Origin of the sequence: Pseudomonas sp. Ost2 (assembly GCF_018326065.1) — a bacterium.
Classification (GTDB): Bacteria; Pseudomonadota; Gammaproteobacteria; order Pseudomonadales; family Pseudomonadaceae; genus Aquipseudomonas; species Aquipseudomonas gingeri.
The window spans coordinates 3979157-3997240 of sequence record NZ_AP021904.1 but is presented as its reverse complement, the minus strand read 5'-3'; the positions used below and the strand labels follow the sequence as shown (position 1 = coordinate 3997240).

General features: G+C 58.9%; 19 protein-coding genes and 1 pseudogene. 12 read left to right on the top strand and 8 right to left on the bottom strand.

The window, feature by feature from the left end:
• The first annotated feature begins 147 nt into the window (after positions 1-147).
• The 8 genes and pseudogenes from KI243_RS17410 to KI243_RS32895 form a co-directional block, all read left to right on the top strand.
• Positions 148-750 carry a hypothetical protein gene (locus tag KI243_RS17410; protein WP_017128636.1) on the top strand — a complete coding sequence of 201 codons (603 nt, stop codon included), beginning with the start codon at positions 148-150 and terminating at the stop codon, positions 748-750.
• A gap of 345 nt (positions 751-1095) precedes the next feature.
• On the top strand, positions 1096-1896 hold the full coding sequence (locus KI243_RS17405) for a transporter substrate-binding domain-containing protein (RefSeq protein WP_177107259.1): 801 nt from the start codon (positions 1096-1098) through the stop codon (positions 1894-1896).
• A 10-nt stretch (positions 1897-1906) separates the two neighbouring features.
• Positions 1907-2560, top strand: a complete 654-nt coding sequence (locus tag KI243_RS17400) for an amino acid ABC transporter permease (protein ID WP_212809496.1) — start codon at positions 1907-1909, stop codon at positions 2558-2560.
• A complete protein-coding gene (locus KI243_RS17395; RefSeq protein WP_212809492.1) occupies positions 2557-3216 on the top strand; it encodes an amino acid ABC transporter permease in 660 nt (219 codons plus the stop codon). The genes KI243_RS17400 and KI243_RS17395 overlap by 4 nt, the downstream gene beginning before the upstream one ends.
• Positions 3213-4013 (top strand): amino acid ABC transporter ATP-binding protein, encoded by an 801-nt coding sequence (locus KI243_RS17390; RefSeq protein WP_042936517.1) that lies wholly within the window; start codon positions 3213-3215, stop codon positions 4011-4013. Before KI243_RS17395 ends, KI243_RS17390 begins: the two co-directional genes overlap by 4 nt.
• A complete protein-coding gene (locus KI243_RS17385; protein ID WP_212809491.1) occupies positions 4006-5196 on the top strand; it encodes a DUF1116 domain-containing protein in 1191 nt (396 codons plus the stop codon). Before KI243_RS17390 ends, KI243_RS17385 begins: the two co-directional genes overlap by 8 nt.
• A gap of 24 nt (positions 5197-5220) precedes the next feature.
• Positions 5221-5643, top strand: a complete 423-nt coding sequence (locus KI243_RS17380) for a RidA family protein (RefSeq protein ID WP_017128630.1) — start codon at positions 5221-5223, stop codon at positions 5641-5643.
• A gap of 27 nt (positions 5644-5670) precedes the next feature.
• A pseudogene (locus KI243_RS32895) lies at positions 5671-5799 on the top strand (metallophosphoesterase); the annotation flags it as partial.
• A gap of 32 nt (positions 5800-5831) precedes the next feature.
• Here KI243_RS32895 and KI243_RS17375 read toward each other — a convergent pair.
• The 5 genes from KI243_RS17375 to KI243_RS17355 all read right to left on the bottom strand — a co-directional run bounded on the left by KI243_RS17375 (position 5832) and on the right by KI243_RS17355 (position 9987).
• A complete protein-coding gene (locus tag KI243_RS17375) occupies positions 5832-6545 on the bottom strand; it encodes an SDR family oxidoreductase (protein ID WP_212809489.1) in 714 nt (237 codons plus the stop codon).
• Positions 6546-6597: 52 nt separating this feature from the next.
• Entirely contained in the window at positions 6598-7146 is a 549-nt protein-coding gene (locus tag KI243_RS17370; protein WP_177131592.1) for a nuclear transport factor 2 family protein, read from the bottom strand.
• A gap of 63 nt (positions 7147-7209) precedes the next feature.
• Positions 7210-7635, bottom strand: a complete 426-nt coding sequence (locus KI243_RS17365) for a MarR family winged helix-turn-helix transcriptional regulator (protein ID WP_244861731.1) — start codon at positions 7633-7635, stop codon at positions 7210-7212.
• A 237-nt stretch (positions 7636-7872) separates the two neighbouring features.
• A complete protein-coding gene (locus KI243_RS17360; RefSeq protein WP_017128625.1) occupies positions 7873-8073 on the bottom strand; it encodes a hypothetical protein in 201 nt (66 codons plus the stop codon).
• A 24-nt stretch (positions 8074-8097) separates the two neighbouring features.
• Positions 8098-9987 carry an MAC/perforin domain-containing protein gene (locus KI243_RS17355; protein ID WP_177082840.1) on the bottom strand — a complete coding sequence of 630 codons (1890 nt, stop codon included), beginning with the start codon at positions 9985-9987 and terminating at the stop codon, positions 8098-8100.
• A 260-nt stretch (positions 9988-10247) separates the two neighbouring features.
• On the opposite strand from KI243_RS17355, the gene KI243_RS17350 reads away from it, so the two are divergent.
• Positions 10248-10442, top strand: a complete 195-nt coding sequence (locus KI243_RS17350; protein WP_017128623.1) for a hypothetical protein — start codon at positions 10248-10250, stop codon at positions 10440-10442.
• Positions 10443-11098: 656 nt separating this feature from the next.
• Here KI243_RS17350 and KI243_RS17345 read toward each other — a convergent pair.
• The 3 genes from KI243_RS17345 to KI243_RS17335 all read right to left on the bottom strand — a co-directional run bounded on the left by KI243_RS17345 (position 11099) and on the right by KI243_RS17335 (position 14803).
• Positions 11099-12514 carry an amino acid permease gene (locus KI243_RS17345; protein WP_017128622.1) on the bottom strand — a complete coding sequence of 472 codons (1416 nt, stop codon included), beginning with the start codon at positions 12512-12514 and terminating at the stop codon, positions 11099-11101.
• 151 nt (positions 12515-12665) lie between these two features.
• Positions 12666-13718 (bottom strand): ornithine cyclodeaminase, encoded by a 1053-nt coding sequence (locus KI243_RS17340; protein WP_212809485.1) that lies wholly within the window; start codon positions 13716-13718, stop codon positions 12666-12668.
• 50 nt (positions 13719-13768) lie between these two features.
• The gene (locus tag KI243_RS17335; RefSeq protein ID WP_212809483.1) at positions 13769-14803 is read right to left on the bottom strand and encodes a histone deacetylase family protein; all 1035 of its coding nucleotides are present in this window, start codon (positions 14801-14803) and stop codon (positions 13769-13771) included.
• A gap of 119 nt (positions 14804-14922) precedes the next feature.
• Between KI243_RS17335 and KI243_RS17330 the strand changes: the two genes are divergently transcribed.
• The 3 genes from KI243_RS17330 to KI243_RS17320 all read left to right on the top strand — a co-directional run bounded on the left by KI243_RS17330 (position 14923) and on the right by KI243_RS17320 (position 17919).
• Positions 14923-15423 carry an Lrp/AsnC family transcriptional regulator gene (locus KI243_RS17330; RefSeq protein WP_017128619.1) on the top strand — a complete coding sequence of 167 codons (501 nt, stop codon included), beginning with the start codon at positions 14923-14925 and terminating at the stop codon, positions 15421-15423.
• Between the two features lie 125 nt (positions 15424-15548).
• The gene (locus tag KI243_RS17325; protein WP_178990108.1) at positions 15549-16103 is read left to right on the top strand and encodes a hypothetical protein; all 555 of its coding nucleotides are present in this window, start codon (positions 15549-15551) and stop codon (positions 16101-16103) included.
• Positions 16104-16167: 64 nt separating this feature from the next.
• The gene (locus KI243_RS17320; RefSeq protein WP_212809482.1) at positions 16168-17919 is read left to right on the top strand and encodes a DUF4263 domain-containing protein; all 1752 of its coding nucleotides are present in this window, start codon (positions 16168-16170) and stop codon (positions 17917-17919) included.
• Positions 17920-18084 lie beyond the last annotated feature (165 nt).

The following is an 18084-nucleotide window of genomic DNA, read 5'->3' as shown; positions in this document are numbered from 1 at the left end:
GTCCTCAAATACCGACTAGTGTTCGCAAGTTCCCGGAGCACAGGATTCTGTCGGCTGGTGGCGTTAACGGACGGAGCCTTTCCTGACCTGGGACCACACCCTTATTTGCGCAATTGGAGAGCGACAGACATGGCAAGGTCGTACAGCTTGAGCCTGAAAAATAACTCCAGCAGGGCATGGACCTTTTATGTTTACCAGGTGCAGCCCAACGCAGGGATCGATAATGTTTTTCCCCTGGCCTGGCTCGCCAGCCCCTACAGCATAGCGCCAAGTGCGCAGATCACTTTCAACTGGAACACGGACTACGGTTTCATATGGGATGAGGTCGGGGTGGTCATGCCGGGGGTGACGTTCTCGGCCTCCGAATGCGTTCCGGGCGGGCTGCTGGAAAACAACACCATCAAGTTCAGTTGCAGCAACAATACGCCCAGATTTGAGGCGGCACTCACGGGCAACCCTGCCGGCTCACTGGTCATCAGTACCGACCAGACGGTGCCCAACCAGGTATTTTCCGTCGGTATCAGCATGAGCGGCGCCGGGACCTTCGTCACGCAAGCCGGCCCGAATCTGACCTCTGTCTTCACGCCGCCGTCGACACCGCGCTACTGGGTTGCCGCCGGGACAGGTGTGCACGCCGGAACTGTCCTGGATGCCACAGACGTCAATCAGAGTTTCGAAGTGATCTTCCCGGTCAACGTCTATGAAGTGGCGTTGAGCCTGGGGATGGACAACGTCTGGCGGCAAGGTTGAACGGTGCGCCGAGGGTCACTTGCAAGAGCGCGGATCCCGCGGGTATCGGATTGGCGCCGGCCCCAAGCATCATCATGCCGCGAGTGATGTGAACCGTAAAAGCACCAACGGGAAGCGAGGCTTCCCGTTGGTGCTCATGGCGCGTCCACCGCGATCCCTCGCTCGACTTGGATATATATTTTTAGAATATCAATAGATTTCAATATTCTTTTCAGGACTTACAAAACGCCGCTACGCTCGCTGCCATTCCCCAACATCGCAGCATCCTCCACAGGTCGATCCCTCATGACAGCGTTTCGCTTTGCACCGACAGTACGCAAGCCTGGTCATGGACGTTCCTTGCGCATGGCTTTGGCGCTCACCACTCTTCTGACTCCCTTCCTGACGCAGGCGGCGACGCTGGACGAGGTCAAGCAACGCGGCTACCTGTCGGTGGCCACGGAAGATGAATTCCGTCCCTTCGAGTTTGTGGACAACGGCAAGCCCACAGGCTTCGATAACGAACTGGTGCAAAAGCTCAAGGCCGCCGGGCCGCTGGATGTACACCAGCAGATCATGCCGTTCACCGGGCTGCTGGCGGGTGTGGTCAGTGGCAAGTACGACGCCGCCATCACCGGTTTGCTGATCACCCGTGAACGCCAGCAGTCGCTGGATTTCACCACGCCGATTGCCGAAGCCACGGTGTTTTACCTCAAGCGCCAGGGCGATGACCGGATCAAAAGCGTCGCCGATCTCAATGGCCTGACCTTGGGCATCCAGGCGGGCAGTGCGATGTATCAGCGCTTGCCGGAGCTGGAAAAACTGCTGGCGGCCAGCGGTGGCAAACTGGGCAAGATCGTGCAGTACACCTCGTACCCCGAGGCGTACCAGGACCTCGCGTTGGGCCGTACCGACTACGTGGTCAACAACATCGTGGGCCTGAACGCCTTGCTCAAGGAAAAGCCTGGTGTGTTCGAACTGGGCCAGGCGGTGTCGAGCAAGACCTACGTGGCCTGGGGTGTGGCCAAGGGTAATCAGAGCGTGCTCGACTACCTCAACAACTTCCTCGACCAGGAACGCAAGAACGGCGATATCGCGCAACTCCAGCAGAAGTGGTTTGGCACGGTATTCCCTGAACCGCCAGCGCATTTCGTCTCCGAATACTGATTGAGTCCACATGAACTTCACTCAATGGGGCCTGGAGCCAGGCCCCTTGTTGATGGGGGCGCTGGTGACCCTGGGACTGACGGCGGTATCGATCGCCCTCGGCCAGGTGGTCGGCCTGGTTCTGGCGCTGTTGCGGCGCCAGCGATGGCCGTTGCTCGGTCCGCTGCTGGCGGCGTATATCAGCGTGCTGCGCGCCACACCGTTGCTGACCCTGGCGCTGGCCGTGTTCTTCATCACCCCGGCGTTGGGGTATGACATCTCGGCACCGGCGGCAGCGGTCCTTGCCATGACCCTCAACACCTCGGCGTTCAACTGCGAAATCTGGCGCGGTGGCTTTGCGCAGTTTCCCCGCGATCAACTCGATGCCGCCAAGGCCGGTGGCATGGGTGCGGCATTGCGTCTTCGGCGCATCGTGCTGCCACAGGTCGGACGCCAGGTGTTGCCGCTGCTGGTGAACGAGATGACGATCCTGATCAAGAACAGCCCCGCGGTGGCGGTGATCGGCATTGTCGAGCTGACCCGCACTGCGGTACGCATCGGTGCCAATACCTACCGGCCGTTGCCTCCCTTGATTGCGGCGCTGCTGCTGTACATCGTGATCATCTGGCTGGTGGTGGCGGCGCAGCGTTATCTTGAACGTCACTACAAGGCGCGCCTCGCATGATCGCCCATGAGTTTGCGGTGGTCTGGGAGCACCTGGGCGACTTGCTCGAAGGGGCCGGACTGACGGTGGCGTTGTCAGTAGTGGCGGGGGCCTTGTCGTTGCTGGCCGGCTGTGGCCTGACCTTGCTGCTGATGGGCCGTCAGCATTGGCTGGCGTCGGTGTTGCGCGGCTTTATCGAGTTGATGCGCTGCACGCCGTTCCTGTTGCTGGCGTACCTGGTTTACTACGGCCTGCCATCCTTCGGGCTGCGCCTGGGCAACATCCAGTCCGGGTTGCTGGCGTTGTTGCTGTACCACAGCGCCTATATCGCCGAGATTCTGCGCGCCGGCTGGCTGGCGCGACCCCGTGAAGAGATCGAGGCCGGGTTGGCGTTCGGCTTTCGCGGTGTGCTGCTGGCGCGGCGGCTGATCCTGCCGAACCTGTGGACCAGCAGTGCGCCGGCCCTGGGCAACCAGATGATCCAGGTGGTCAAGGACACCTCGTTCCTGACCATCATCGCCGTGCCCGAGCTGACCTCGGCGGCCAACAGCCTGCAATCGAACTACTACATTCCCTTCGCCGCGTTGTTCTCGGCGGTGTTTTTCTACTGGTTGATCTGCGTTGTCATCGAGCTGGGCGTTTCGATGCTGCGGCGCAAGGCGGAGCGTTATCAATGACTTCCTTGAATAACCCCACTCCCGTTGCCTTGCAGGTGGCGGGGCTGAACAAAAGCTTCGCTGGGCGCCCGGTACTGCAGGGCATCGACCTGCACGTGGCGGTGGGTGAGACCGTATGCCTGCTCGGTCCTTCCGGTGCCGGCAAATCGACCCTGCTGCGCTGCCTGAACTGGCTGGAGGTGCCCGATAACGGCAGCATCCATGTCGCCGGCCAGCGCATTGGCTTCAATGAAGACGGCAGCAAGATGTCGGAACGCAATATCGCCAGTATCCGCACCCGAACCGGCATGGTGTTCCAGAATTTTGCCCTGTGGCCGCACTTGACGGTGCTGCAGAACATCATGGAGGCACCGCTGCACGTACAGCGCCGTCCCAGGCTGGAAGTACAGGCCGAAGCCCTCGAACTGCTGGCCAGGGTCGGCCTGAGCGACAAGGCGGATGTCTACCCGGCCACCCTGTCCGGGGGGCAGAAACAGCGGGTGGGGATAGCCCGTGCATTGGCCAGTCGCCCGCAATTGCTGTTGTTCGACGAGCCCACCAGCGCCCTCGACCCCGAGCGCGTCAGCGAGGTGCTGGCGATCATGCAGTCCCTGGCCCAGGCGGGCATGACCATGATCGTGGTCACCCATGAAATGGAATTCGCCCGGCGCAGCGCCGATCGTATCGTGTTCATGGACCATGGACGGATTGTCGAGACCGCTACCCCGGACGCGTTTTTCAGTGCGCCACAAACCCGTCGGGCGCAGGAGTTTCTGTCCCACCAGCATCGCCCGGAGGCGGTTGCCCAACATGTCTGAAGCTCACGCCAATGCGTTGGCCGTGCAACGTATTCTCGCCACCGAGCCGGTGCTGGTCGGGTCTGAACCGGCATCCTCGGCCCTGGGTCTCGAAACCGGCCACCTGGGGCATGCCGGCCCACCGTTTGCACATGCCGGGGAGATTCCGGCGGTGGTGCTCAACGCCCTGGCCGGTGCGACCTTGCACGAGGGCTGGGCGGGTGACGTCGATAGCGCCAGGCGGCTGATTCTCGACGGCGAAATCACCCTGCATGCCAACCACGATCTCGGCACCGTTTCGCCCATGGCCGGCGTGGTGCGTCCCGGTCAGTTGCTGATGCGCATCGAGAACCGCGCGGGCAGCGAGGTGGTGCATGCCACCCTCGCCGAGTCCGGGCGCCGGGCGTTGCGCTTTGGTTGCTACGATGGCGTGGTCGCCGAGCAACTCGATTACCTGGATCGGGTGATCGGTCCGAGTATCATCAAGGCGTTGCCCGCTGGAGGATTATCGCTGTTGCCGCTGATTGCCCAGGGCATCGCATTGGGGGATGACACCCATCAACGCAATGTCGGCGCGATGTACGCCTTCGCGGCTCAGTTGCCGGGCCTCGAAGCCGAAAGCCGGCAATGGCTGCTGGGCAACCCGCAGCACTTTCTGAACTATGCCATGGCGGCAGCCAAGCTGGCCCTGGACCGGGCCAGCGGCATCGCGGGTTCGTCGATCATCACGGCGATTGCGCGAAATGGCGTGCACTGTGGCGTGCGCATCGCCGGGGCAGGGCAGCGCTGGTTCACCCATGCAGCCAGCGAGCCGCAGGGGTATTTTTTTCCACCGCACCGGCCCCGCGACGGCCAGCCCGACCTGGGCGACAGCGCCATCGTCGAAGCCTACGGACTGGGCGGTACCATCGCCCATGCCGCCCCCGAACTGGCGCGCTTGATGGGCCAGGACTGGGTACAGGCCCGGGACTGCGGGCGACGCATGCGCCAGCTGTTTGTCGGCCAGCACCCACTGCTAGCCCCGGCGCTGGCCGGTCCTGAGGGCGTGGGGACGGGGCTGGATGCCCGGGCGGTGGTCGCGGCGGCGGAGCCCATCCGGATTCATACCGGCATCGCCCACCGCGACGGCGTAACGGGCTGGATTGGCATCGGCGTGGCACTGGCGCCGGTGGAATGCTTTCAGGCCGCGCTAGAGGCGCTCTGACTTTTTTGCTTGAGGACCCTACGAATGACCCAGGACACGCTGCACCACTTTGTGCCCAATGCCAGCCCACCGCCGCCCTCGGCGATGTATTCCCATGCGGTCCAGGCCGACGGCTGGCTGTACGTCACCGGGCAATTGCCCACCGACCCTGACGACCCCACCGCCGAGCTGCGAGAGGGGATCGAGGCGCAGGCGCAACTGTGTTTCGAGAACCTGCGCCGCATCGTCGATCATGCCGGTTACAGCCTGGATGACACGCTGTTCGTGCGCATCTACCTGAGCGACTACGACAACGACTTCGCGGCGTTCAACCGGGTGTACGTGGAGCATTTCAATAATCCGCAAAAACTACCGTCACGCACCACCGTGGGTGTCACCCGGTTGGGACGCAAGGCGCTGGTAGAGATTGATCTGGTGTGTTTCAACCGCAAGCACAAGACGGTTTGACCTGGGCTACAGTTCGCAAGCGCTGTCCGTTATGAGCTTTTGTACCTGAATCCCGGCAGCGCCGGCCCGCGTCGCTTCAAGTTGCCGGTCACACTGGCGTTGCTCGAGGTGCTTGAAACTGCCCTCGAGCCTCGCCTGATCCTCTTGGTCCCGTGACAGCGGCCCATCAGGACCGTCGCTCATGCGCCTCAGGCGGACTGTGGTGGATTGAAATAGGCCGCATCGGCCTGCGACAGGGTGGACTTGATGAACCGGGTGCCTTCGTCCACCAGGACTTCGAGCGAACCATTGTTCAGGCCGTCGAACACGACCTGCGCGACCACTTGCGGATCGGTTTTCGGTACGTCGAAGCCTTTTGTCAGATCCGTGTCCACGAAGCCCACATGCACGGCGACGACCTGGGTATTTTGCGCACTCAGCTCCAGACGCAATGCGTTGGTCACGCTCCACGCCGCCGACTTGGACGCCGCATAGGCCGCCAGCATCGGCGGGCTCAACCAGGTGACATCCGACAACACATTGATCATTGCACCGCCGCCATTGCTCGACAGAATCGGGGCGAAGGCTTGCGCGGTGCGAACGATGCCGAAGGTGTTGGTATCCATCAGGTGTCGGGATAGTTCGATCATGTTCGCCCCCAACGCACCGTCCTGAAGGATGGCGATGCCGGCGTTGTTGATCAGTACGGTCGTGTCCTGGCATCGCTCGGCAGCGGCAAGGACCGACGCTTCATCGGTGACATCGATCTGCACTGGAACAATACCGGGGACATTGAATCCTTCGACGTTGCGAACGCCGGCATAGACTTTGGACGCACCTTGAGCCAACGCGACCTTGGCAAAGGCCAGGCCGAGTCCGCGGCTGGCGCCGGTCACAAAAACAACGGATCCTGCGATATTCATTGAATGCTCCTTTGTTTCAGAAAGGTCGTGGCATTTGCCCCGACCGGAAGGGCTAAATGCTCGCGACCCGTGGAAGGTAGGGAGCGATCTCGTTCGCGGATTTGACTGGAGGATCCAGGCGGGTATTGGTTGTCGAGCCACCGATGTAGCGTTCCGTGATTTTCCAGCCGTCGTGAGTACGGCGCAGGCGGTCCATCATGGGCGAGTAGAGCCAGATGGCGGGCAGATCGTCGGGACTGTTCATGACATGGCCAGCTTGAAGCGCGGCAGCGGACTCGGGGGAGGCGTAGCGCACCAGCAGGTTCTGATAGCGCACCACCACGCCGTCCTCGTCCTGATCGACGATGTGGTTGGTGGCATGACGACTCACTCCAGGGATCAGGTAGGGGTAGTCATGGGCGAAGAAATGCCTCATTTCCTCATGCCCGCTGATCGTGCCATGAAAATGATAAGCCACTGCATCAGGCAGAAACGCATCGAGCATGGACTCCACGTCCCAGGTTTCGAACCACCAGTTCACCCGGTTCACAAAATCGATGGCGCTGATTCTATCGGCGGGGTCAACACCCGCACCCGTCCCAACTCTTGGAAAAGCCTTCATCTTCAGTCTCCTCAGTAACAGATGATCATGTGTGCAATTACACACATTGATTGAAAAAAAACCTCAGGTGTCAGGTATGACCGCCAACAACGACGCTCGAATGGATATGGCCCGATCCGCTCCGACCTGCGCCTCAAGCTCTTGCTGAGCCAAATGCCAGTAGGGTTCCGCTTCCTTGAGTCTGGCTTGCCCCTCGGAAGAGAGCGATAACCGTAATGCCGAGCGTGGCCCCTCTGCGCGACTGTGTATGAAGTCTGCGGTCTGGAGTGGCTTGAGTGCCCTTACCAACGTGGTTCGCTCCATCACCATGATTTCGGTGAGCTCCGAGATTGAGATGTCCGGATGTTCGGCCAGCATTGCAAGCAGCGAAAATTGCGACACCGACAGATGCGCCGCCGCCATGTGTCGGTCGTAGAGACGAGTGAGGTATCTCGCATTGCGCCGTGCGGCAAGGCAATGGCAAAGATCTGGGCCGGTAATTTTATTCATGACGAACATAATATGTGTATATGCACATCAGTCAATCGATCTTTGATTTTTTTCTGCGTCCCGCAGCAGGATTCAGCACCTCGATAACCTGCCGATGCTGAACCTGCACATGGGCGAGGAGGGAAATGCGGTATCGCGTCGGCCCATGCCAGTCAGGTTGACCGGCATGGACCACCAGGTTCTTTACGTCCCCGTCTGGCGACGAGGTGCTGTTTCAGGCGCCTGGAACGCTTGCAGTCACTCCGGCCAGATCCTGGCCCGGGCCGGCTGGCGGTCGAGAGGGTATTTGTAGTCCTTGGTGTCCGAGGCCTCTATTTTGAAGTGGCTCAACGCACTGGCAACCCAGGCTGCGGAGAGGTCGTGATTGGCGAGTTTCTCTTTGCTGCAGAAGGTCATGCGGGTCGATTTCTGCAGAAACGATTGGTATCCCTTGGGCATTTCAATACTCCTTTCGGATAGGGGTCAGATCACACGGCTGACGTTAATGGGCGACCAGCGCATTTCCGTGTCCCTGGAACGGTACTCCGCCACTTTCACGCGCCGATCTTCAAAGGCGCGCAGGTCCCAGTTGGGGTTGTAAGACAGGCACAAAATGTAGGGGTAGCGCAGGTCCCACAGGTTGATGTCGAGATTGGGAGCGTAGGGCCGCAGCACGGCTTCCCTCTCCAGGGCCGAGCCGCCGCTGTCCCATTGCAGGACGCCGCAGGTCTGGGCGTTGATCAAATAGGAGGGGTGCATGTCGTATTTTGGCCCCGCCGGCTGCGCGTACCACAGCGCCTTGGCGGCATCGCCCGCGCTATCGTCCTCGAGTATCACGCGCTCCGGGACACGGGGATCGGCGGCCATCTGCCAGGTGTTCCAGTGATGGCTGCGGAACTTCAGGAAGGGGATGGCTTCCCCCTTGAAGATGTCATTGCAAGTGAACTTCGCCGTGCCGTCTTCAGTGGTGTAGATGTCAGCGAAAATCTCGAGCTCTGGCCGCAGCGTGCGCTGCGGATCGCCGAAGCCGATCACGTAGACATCCCCACCCTTGTCCTGTGAGGTGCCGCTGCCGTAGCCGATCAGCCCGTAGCTGACGCCGGCATAGGGGCACGGCACGCAGCGCAGGGAATCATCGCGCCAGCGATGCAGTGTCGCCTCCGAGCCGCCGCATTTGTTCTTCAGGAATGCGATGATGTGATCCGGCGGGCTGTAGCGGCTTTCCCGCGGCCAGAACTCCGTCGCCAGCAGTACGATGGCGCGTTCGAGTCCCATGGCTTCGACACCTGACTTGAACCCGTTCCAGAACTGGCTGATGTCGGCGGCGGCACTACCGATAGCGGGGGCCGGGAAATGCTCTTCGCGTCCTTCCAGCGTCTTGCGGTCAATCACGCGCACCTTGATACCGGGCCCGCCGGCGGCATCGCTTTTCAGCTCTCGCCGTGCCGTGTTGCCAACGACGAGGCTGCTGTGGACCCAGGTCGAATGGACGTTCAGATAGCGGCCCATGTAATGATCGAGGGCCGTCTGCGCGGCGATGCGTCGTTTGTCGTCGGCAATGAAGGCGTGGACAGGCTTGAATTCGCGCCCCACGACGACCGGCTTTTTCCCGACGGAGGTGATCCACTGGTTGGTCTTGTCGTCATATTTCTTCGGCTTTGTGAAGATGACGCCGGAGAAGATGTTGTTGTCGCCGCCCTCGGTGGTGACCGAGGCGTCGCGGCTTTCCATGTACTGCTTGCGCTCGACCGTATCATCGATCGAACCGTCAGCCGTGAAGAAGGTGCCGTACTCGGCCTCCAGTTCGATCTTGATCTTTTCGAGCTCCGTCACCTTGGATTTCTGCACCAGGGTCTGGAAGTACAGATTGCCGCCCAGGGTGATCGAGGTCACCACATCGGTGCCGAACAGGTCGAAGAACCGATAGAACTTATGCGCCTCCTCGTGGCTGAACGCCGTGGGCAGGCGTTCGACTTCTGCGTTGAACTTGGGCGAGAGCACCGCGGCCGAAACCGCATCGAGCTTCGCGCCGCCGAAGACCAGACGCAGGGTCCGTACGGCGGCCGTGTTGTCTTGATGGGAGGTGTATTTCTTTTCGAAGTTGAGGTGAAATTCGGCGGAGAACTCACCATAGCTGGCCGTGGTATTGAATTCGGCCTTTGTGGTGTGGCGATAATCCAGAATCGATCTGAAGAACGATGAGTAATCTTCGCGTCGTGTATCCGCGTGCCGCTGGATGCCTGTGCCGGAGGCAGGGTCAAAAACGCGCTCATCCGGTGCCCGGGCTGCGCTGAGGCGGTTTCGACCGTAGCCGAGATCGCCGTTGTGGTCCGCGGATTTGATGACGTGGGTTATGTCCATTTCGCCATTCATGGTTTGCTCCTGCCCAATAGTGGGTGGGTAGATAATTGCGTTATTGAGTGTGTTCTTGGCCTTATCGGGGCGAGCCAATATGGGGCTGCGTCGCTGATGGCGACAGGCCACAGGGGTATCAGTTCGGGATCAGTTCGGTATCAGAGGTTTCGCGCCGATCTGCTGGCCCGGGGAGGCGCTGTGACAATCCCGGCCCGCGCCTGGAGAAAACCATCGAGGTGCCGATACACTCTCGTCCAGATCGACCGAGCCACTGATTCATGAACCTCACCGACGCTGTCCTCATCCTGCTGCTGGCCGCCCGTATCCACGGTACGGACGAAGCCGTGCGGGCCTCCGCCAAGAGCTGTGTGAAGAAACTGCCGCGGGGCAAGCGCGACCTGATCTACAACGTGATCAACAGCCGCAGCCCCATGGAACTGGTGGCCTTCCTGGCTGAAAACCTCCAGGACTGAAAGCGCTCGCTGCTTGACCCGGGGATATTCCTGGATGAGTGACAGCTGCAGTCATCCGAGGAAAAGACGGGCAGCCGAAACAGATGGGCGTTTCTGTTCCGGACATCGAGCCAGGGTAAATGGCTCCATGAAATGCATCGGAAGTGGATCTTCTTGTCGATCCATTCAACTCATATAGTCGCTCTGTGTCCTGAGCAGTGAGTGGCGGTTGTGATTGCCACTCAAGGTGCCAGGAGTTCCCACTTCACGGAAAGCCGATATATGAATTATAAAAAGTGCTCTATTGGCGTTGGGGCGTCCGCACTTTTGGTGTTGTCAGTCCTGCGTTTATCCGGCTACCAACCGCCTACTCGGGAAGACTTCATAAAGTACCCGTCTCTGCGACAAAAATGGTCGACGGTATGTGACCGGCGCAGCAACCTCGCAGAAGTCAATGCTGAAGGTTGCAAGCATTTGCATGAATGGCAGGCCGCCAACGAATTCCCTGTCCTGGATAATCTGATGAATCAAAATCTGGGTAAGTAGTCCACAGCACAAAGCTCGATATTTTTCTGGTGCGCCATCAGGGGCATGCACGCCCTCCGTGGCGTTGCCGCATCCACAGGACCGCGATACTGCATTCAGTCTCGCTGGCCACTGACAGGCGCTGTTCTGGATCAGCTGTATTGGCCGGTCGAACCGCCAGCGAGTTCGGGCATCCTGGCGCGGGTGATCTGGAACGCAATTGCCAGCCAGATGAACCACCCCGGCATGACCATCAAGGCAATACGGGTGTCAGGTCTCAACGCCAGCAGGCACAGGACAAAACCCAGGAACGCCAGGGAGAACCAGGCCATCGGCACGCCACCCGGCATCTTGTAGGTCGATTGCGCATGCAGGTCGGGCCGGCGTTTGCGATAGGCGATGTACGACGCGAGGATGGTCGACCACGTGAAGATCACCAGGATCGCCGACACGGTAGATACGATGGTGAACGCGGTCATGACTTCCGGAACGATGAACAGCAACAGCACGCCCACCAGCATCAACAACGTAGTGAACCCCAGGCTCAGCAGAGGCACGCTATTTCCCGACAGTCGCCGAAAAGCCCCCGGCGCATTGTTGTGGCTGGCCAGTCCGAACAGCATGCGGCTGGAGGAAAAGACGCCACTGTTGGCCGATGAGGCGGCAGATGTCAGCACCACAAAGTTGACGATACCGGCAGCCGCGGGAAACCCGGCAACCAGGAACAGTTCGACGAAGGGGCTCTTGCTGGGCGACACCTGTTGCCAAGACGTCACGGCAATGATGCAGGCCAGTGCCAGTACATAAAACAGGATGATTCTCAGCGGAATCGAGTTGATGGCTTTGGGCAGGGTCTTCTCGGGGGCGCGGGTCTCGGCGGCTGCGGTGCCGATCAGTTCGGTGCCGGCAAAGGAGAAGATGGCCATCTGGAAACCGGCAAAGAAACCGAACAGACCGTTGGGGAAGGCTGCCTGTTTATCCAGCAGGTGGTTCAGGGATGCAGTGACGCCGCTGGGGGAGACGAAGGAACTGGCAATCAGCACCATGCTGACGCCGATCAGGGTGACGACCGCGATGATCTTGATGATCGCGAACCAGAATTCCACTTCACCGAAAAGCCTGACGGTCAGCACGTTCAAGGCGAACAGCGTCAGGAGCATCGCGATGGCCGGGATCCAGGCGGGTACATCGGGGAACCAGTACTGGAAGAATCCACCGACCACCACCGCATCGCCCACCACGGCGACGCTCCAGCTCAGCCAGTACGACCAGCCGAGGAAAAATGCCGCTCTTGGGCCGAGGTAGGCACCGGCAAAATCCGCGAAGCTTTTGAAGTTCAAATTGGAGAGCAACAGTTCGCCCATGGCCCGCATGACGAAGTAGACGAACAGACCGATGATCATGTAGATGAGGATGATCGACGTGCCGGAGAGGGCGATGATCTTCCCGGAACCCATGAACAGACCGGTGCCGATGGCGCCTCCGATGGCCATCAACTGAATGTGACGATTGCTGAGCGTGCGCTGCAGCGCGGGCTGTTCAACCCGCCCGGAAGAAGTCGATTTCATTGCAAACCCTCTTGATTTTATGTTTTCGAGTTTTGGCAGAAAAGTGGATGTCCAGCGTTCTTGTCAGAGATGCAACGGCTACTGACGGTGATGGTTGCTGCACGGCGAGCCGCCCCTCGGCGCTGGGCTCGGAAGCTCTCACCGGTGGCGATCAACTGACGGTGCGCAGGCGTGAAGGAACCTCGGGGTGCTGGTCGAGCAACTGGTAGAGGTTTTTGATGTTGGCCGGCGTCGGCACCAGATGGATGCGCTCACCGATGGCATGCTCGCGCGCCAGGTCGTGTACGTAGCGCAGTGACGAAAAGTCTTCCAGGGCAAACCCCACCGAATCGAAAACGGTGACCTGAGCGTCGTTTTCGCGGCCCGGGACTTCGCCCTGAACAATCCGGAAGAACTCGACGACGGGAGAGTCGGGCTCCAGTTGTTGAATATCGCCTTCAATCCGGGTTTGAGATTCAAATTCGACGATGACCCGGGCCTTGCGCAGGATGTCGGCATGCAGTTCGGTTTTCCCCGGGCAGTCACCGCCGACGGCGTTGATGTGCATGCCGGGCTCGATCATCTCGGGCGTCAGAATCGTCGCATAGGCCTTGTCCGCCGTGACCGTGGTGACGATGTGCGCGCCCTTGACCGCTTCCTGTACCGAGTCGGCCAGGATCACCTCGATGGCCGGGAATGCCGACAGGTTGTGCTTGAGCTTGAGTGAAGCGTCACGATCGATATCGAAAATGCGGATCTCCCTGATGGAGAGCATTTCATGGAAGGCGAGGGCCTGAAATTCGCTCTGGGCACCATTGCCGATGATTGCCATGGTGCTGGCCCCCGGCCGCGCCAGGGACTGTGCGACCAGGGCGGAGGTCGCCGCGGTGCGTAAGGCCGTGGTCAGGGTCAGTTCGCTGAGCAGGGTGGGATAGCCACTGTGGACATCGGCCAGGACACCGAAGGCCATGACCGTCAGCAGGTCGCTTTGACCGTTGTCCGGGTGACCGTTCACGTACTTGAACGAGTATTGCCGACCATCGTCGGTCGGCATCAACTCAATCACGCCGTTGGCCGAATGATTGGCGGTGCGAGGCGACTTATCAAACTGCGCCCAGCGTGAGTAGTCGGCGTGGATATAGGTGGCCATCTCGCGGATGGCCCGGCGGATTCCGACGCTGGCGAACAGGCGCGCGGCATGATCGACATCGATAAAAAGAGTCATGTTCTTATTCTCCGGTTCAGGGGGTGAAACGCTGCGACTCAGGCGATGGCTCAGGCGCGCTTGCTTTCGTAGCCATGCAGCACGTTGACCGCGTTGATCCCGATCTCATCGACCATGTAGCCGCCTTCCATCACGAACAGGGTGGGGCAGCCCACACCCGCTATCAGTTCGCCGATACCGATGAAGTCGTCGCTTTCCAGCAGGAAGTGGCTGATGGGGTCGTCCTTGAACGTGTCGACGCCCAGTGAAATGACCAGCACTTCAGGGGCGAATTGCTGGAGTTTCTTGCAGGCGTGGAGCAAGGCGTCGCGGTAGCTTTCCCAGGTGGTGTTCCTGGGCAACGGATAGTTCAGGTTGTAACCTTCGCCGTGGCCTGTGCCGACTTCGTGGCTGTAGCCCGAGTAGTACGGATAGGACACTGACGGTTCACCGTGCAGCGAGACAAACATGACGTCGCTGCGTCCGTAGAAAATGTTCTGCGTGCCGTTGCCATGATGAAAGTCGACGTCCAGTACCGCGACACGCCGGGCGCCTCGGGTAATGGCCTGCTGTGCGGCAATGGCGGCGTTGTTCAGGTAGCAGTAGCCGCCCATGTATTCACGCGCGGCGTGATGACCGGGCGGGCGGCACAGGGCGAAGGCGCTGTCGTGGCCTTCATCGATCAGGGCCAGGCCGGTGAGGGCGATATCGGCACTGGTTTTTACCGCTTGCCACGTCGTGGCGGTAATGGGCGAGCCGGCGTCCATGGCATAGAAACCGAGCTTGCCGTCGATGAACGTCGGCACCTGCTCGTTGGCCAGATCCCGCACTGGCCAAACCAGTGGCAGGGCGTCATGAGTCCGGCCGATGGCACACCATTCTGTCCAGGCGCTTTCCAGAAAGCTGACGTAGCGCTCGCTGTGCGCGTTGACATAACACGCGCGGTCGAACGCACGCGGCTCGACGATCTGACCAAGGCCTACCTGCTTGACTCGGTCATGGACAGTGTCGGCGCGGCTGGGCTGTTCGAACGACGGCTTGAGCGCGCCATCCTTCAATTCGGTGCCGTGATGCAAGCGGTGTGAATCACTGAAAACTGTAAACATTCTGCGCATCCGTTAATGTAGGCCGGTGCAAATATTTTGTTCCGGTCCGGGTGCGATTTCTTTGCTTTATGTTCGTGGTTTTCCAGGTTTTTCGGGCTTTTTTACCCAGGAGTGGTGCAATGCAGAAAAAAATATCCAGGCGTATCAGTCTCGACGAGACCGACCTGGCGATACTCACGTTGCTGCAGGAGGATGCGAGCATTTCCAACGCCGAGCTCAGCGAGCGCTTGTCGTTGAGCCTGACGCCTTGCTGGCGGCGGCGTAAGAGAATGGAAGAGGCGGGCGTCATCAAGGGCTACCAGGCCAACCTCGATCGACGCATGCTGGGGTTGGATATCATGGCGTTCGTGCACATCCGCTTCTCCACCCACGCCGATCATGCTCCGGACGCCTTCGAGGCGGTGATCGCGCAGTTGCCCGAAGTGTTGTCCTGCCACAAGATCACCGGGGATGCCGATTATGTGCTGCAAGTGTTGGCAGAGGATCTTGATAGTTACAGTGACTTTATCGAGCAGGTGCTCAGGCGCCAGATGGGCATTGCATCCATCCAGTCCAGCCTGGCCCTGCGCGAGGTCAAGGCCAGCAGCCGTATTGCGATACCCACGCCAGGCAAGGACTGAGGGGCAGGGCGATGCTGATGAACCGCCAGAGCGGTATCATGGTGGGAGGGGGCCACTGCCTGCACACGGGTGCCAGACAGTGATGGGGCCTTTCAGCGTCTCACTCACCATGGATCATACAAGGCATGCCTGACACGAGTCTGTTGAACGATTTCGCAACTTTGTTTGCCTACAGCTGGTACCGCGACTTTCCCATGGATGGCTATAGCCGCGACATGGGCTCGACTTCTGATTGGAATATCCATACCGGCTATACCGTGCGGCGAGTCGCTGATCTGATGGGGTATTTCGCTCACTTCGAGTCCAGCAACCGCACCGATGCGGTGATACGCGACACACTGCGAGCCGCTGTGGTTTTTGCCGAGTGGGAGTGGTTGAGCCCCTGTGAAAATAGAATCAATGAGCCGAAGAAACTCTCCGACGCCGCCATGACAGAAAACCCCCGGTTCTGTTTCCTGTTCAGCTATGCGCCGACGGGGACTATCGAAAGACAGTTGGACTACATTTCAGGACACTGGCAAGCAGACGTGCCGTTGCTGGTATCGCTGGTTGAGTTCGAGGGCACTAGCAAGCGATTCTTCAAGGGCATGTCCATGCATCGCCTGCACGACGGTACCTGGCAGTTGCTGCGCGAACAGCGAGCCCTGGCGTGGGATGTGCCAGGTACGCGCTGGGCCTAGGCCGAGGCTACATCGATCCTATTACCACCAGGCACGAACTTCTTCATCGTACAGGGATTTCTTGATGGACCATTCCAGCGGCGCTCAGTTCGAAGATCTTGTCGATCTATTTCGCCAAGCTATCAGTAAGGATAGCCAAAGCTTGAAGCGGGTACTCGCTGACACCGCAGTTGGGAGTGAACCTGTCGTTACCAACAAATATAAAGTGCAAGGCGCGAGCTTCAAAAAAGGCAAGGCTGTGGGTGCACCGACCGAGAAGAAAAAACCTCGCGGGTTTGCCCGTTTCGATGAACTGCCTCATGAGCGAGTGTTGCAGCAGATCATAGAAGATGACCCTGTATTGCTGCACACTCCGAAGCTTTATCTGGGTGGGGTATTTCTTGACTCCATCATCAGCCAGCGACCATTGCCCAACGGCCTTATTCCAGACTTTATGTACCTGACCTGCTCAGGTAACACCCTGAAATTGACACTGGTTGAGATAGAACGGTCTTCACACAGTGTGTTTGGCAATAGTTTTTCTCAGCGCTCCAGACTGAAGGCCGGCGCGCAGAAAGCCCTCGATCAAGTGCTGGAATGGAAAACCTATCTGGCGAGCGTCCATGCGCGCAAGGCTCTATTGGCACTGCTCAGTCCGCTGTTTGAAAAATACCCCCTGCAGGTATTTGATAATAACGGTGATGTGCGTGACTGCATTGTTTTTGATGTCGACTATTTGCTGGTGGTTGGCAACGAGATGCCCTTGCACGAACAGCATTGGCAATTGATTGATAGGGTTTACGCTGAGCATGGAATTATTTTATTGACCTATCCAATGATGATCGAGCAGGTGGAGGGTAATCCTAGACAAAAAAATACTCTCAAGATCACCCTTCGAAAGGTCGAGGCTTTAAGTTTGCATGCGCCTGCTATGTTGCAGGCCAAGCTGCCGGCTCTGGTGGATGTTTTTGATCCGATGCAAGCGCAGGCTTTTGATCCTCATGGGATAAAACTGGGTGGTTTGGGTCATAAATTCGTTAACCAGGACTGCACGCAATTCATCGTCCATCCGTTGCGTCGACTTGGTGTGTTTCAGCGAGCACGAGCCCGTTGCGAGTACCCGGGTTGTGATGAAAGATATGATCCGAAGGATAATAATTCTCTAGTGATGCGCAGCTTCTACAATGCACACTGTGGTAAAGACCTGGCTTTGCTGTTCACCGAGAATAATACCGGCCTGCTCTGCAGGACACATGCTGAATTTATTGCCAAATCACCTCTGACAAGCCCAAAAACACCTCATGGCTACGAGGCTTGCATCAATTTGGCGCCACGTTACGATCATGCTGTAGACCAGCTATGGAACCAGTTTGAGCTTAATGAGACGTTGGGCTGCACTCAGGAAATATCGCAAGCAATGGGTTTGGTCGGGCATCCTGATACTCATATGCGGCGTGATATCGAAACGTTGATATGCTTATTGCCTTCGCTAGAGTATCGGGCGCGGAATACACTGCTGAATATTATTAATGATTGGCTACCCTATGTGCTTCGTAGCCATGATATCTATATTTCCAATTTTCGTGGGAGCCGTTATCTACACGCTCAACATGAAACCCTTCCCGATTATCAGCAACTTCTGCGGATGAAGCAGATCAGGCTTTTGCAGGATGTCAAAGGGAATTCATGGTGGTTTCCCAGTCTGTTTGGTGATGCGGCAATGCGCCATCTTTATGATCGCTATCCAGATCATTATAGCTTTGCACTGACTGCGCTATTTAAAATGGATGCGGAAAACTTGCAGCGTTATGCTGATAAAGCAAAGACGTCTTGCTGAGGTGCCGGATCGCCGTACCGGCAGGTTGAGCCTTACCGGCCCGACCTTTTGTCGCTTCCGGGCCTGACAAGTGATGTATCGCTGTCCCGAGTGCAAAAGTGGGGCTTCACTGATAGAGACAGCGCCCGGCTTTCCCCCTCACGATCAGACGCTGCCCTCACGGCG

What these genes read in the sequence shown, in the direction of transcription:
- KI243_RS17405 (WP_177107259.1), top strand. Translation starts at nt 1,096, where the DNA reads ATGGCTTTGGCGCTCACCACTCTTCTGACTCCCTTCCTGACGCAGGCG.
- KI243_RS17400 (WP_212809496.1), top strand. Translation starts at nt 1,907, where the DNA reads ATGAACTTCACTCAATGGGGCCTGGAGCCAGGCCCCTTGTTGATGGGG.
- KI243_RS17395 (WP_212809492.1), top strand. Translation starts at nt 2,557, where the DNA reads ATGATCGCCCATGAGTTTGCGGTGGTCTGGGAGCACCTGGGCGACTTG.
- KI243_RS17390 (WP_042936517.1), top strand. Translation starts at nt 3,213, where the DNA reads ATGACTTCCTTGAATAACCCCACTCCCGTTGCCTTGCAGGTGGCGGGG.
- KI243_RS17385 (WP_212809491.1), top strand. Translation starts at nt 4,006, where the DNA reads ATGTCTGAAGCTCACGCCAATGCGTTGGCCGTGCAACGTATTCTCGCC.
- KI243_RS17380 (WP_017128630.1), top strand. Translation starts at nt 5,221, where the DNA reads ATGACCCAGGACACGCTGCACCACTTTGTGCCCAATGCCAGCCCACCG.
- KI243_RS17375 (WP_212809489.1), bottom strand. Translation starts at nt 6,545, where the DNA reads ATGAATATCGCAGGATCCGTTGTTTTTGTGACCGGCGCCAGCCGCGGA.
- KI243_RS17370 (WP_177131592.1), bottom strand. Translation starts at nt 7,146, where the DNA reads ATGAAGGCTTTTCCAAGAGTTGGGACGGGTGCGGGTGTTGACCCCGCC.
- KI243_RS17365 (WP_244861731.1), bottom strand. Translation starts at nt 7,635, where the DNA reads ATGAATAAAATTACCGGCCCAGATCTTTGCCATTGCCTTGCCGCACGG.
- KI243_RS17360 (WP_017128625.1), bottom strand. Translation starts at nt 8,073, where the DNA reads ATGCCCAAGGGATACCAATCGTTTCTGCAGAAATCGACCCGCATGACC.
- KI243_RS17355 (WP_177082840.1), bottom strand. Translation starts at nt 9,987, where the DNA reads ATGAATGGCGAAATGGACATAACCCACGTCATCAAATCCGCGGACCAC.
- KI243_RS17350 (WP_017128623.1), top strand. Translation starts at nt 10,248, where the DNA reads ATGAACCTCACCGACGCTGTCCTCATCCTGCTGCTGGCCGCCCGTATC.
- KI243_RS17345 (WP_017128622.1), bottom strand. Translation starts at nt 12,514, where the DNA reads ATGAAATCGACTTCTTCCGGGCGGGTTGAACAGCCCGCGCTGCAGCGC.
- KI243_RS17340 (WP_212809485.1), bottom strand. Translation starts at nt 13,718, where the DNA reads ATGACTCTTTTTATCGATGTCGATCATGCCGCGCGCCTGTTCGCCAGC.
- KI243_RS17335 (WP_212809483.1), bottom strand. Translation starts at nt 14,803, where the DNA reads ATGTTTACAGTTTTCAGTGATTCACACCGCTTGCATCACGGCACCGAA.
- KI243_RS17330 (WP_017128619.1), top strand. Translation starts at nt 14,923, where the DNA reads ATGCAGAAAAAAATATCCAGGCGTATCAGTCTCGACGAGACCGACCTG.
- KI243_RS17325 (WP_178990108.1), top strand. Translation starts at nt 15,549, where the DNA reads ATGCCTGACACGAGTCTGTTGAACGATTTCGCAACTTTGTTTGCCTAC.
- KI243_RS17320 (WP_212809482.1), top strand. Translation starts at nt 16,168, where the DNA reads ATGGACCATTCCAGCGGCGCTCAGTTCGAAGATCTTGTCGATCTATTT.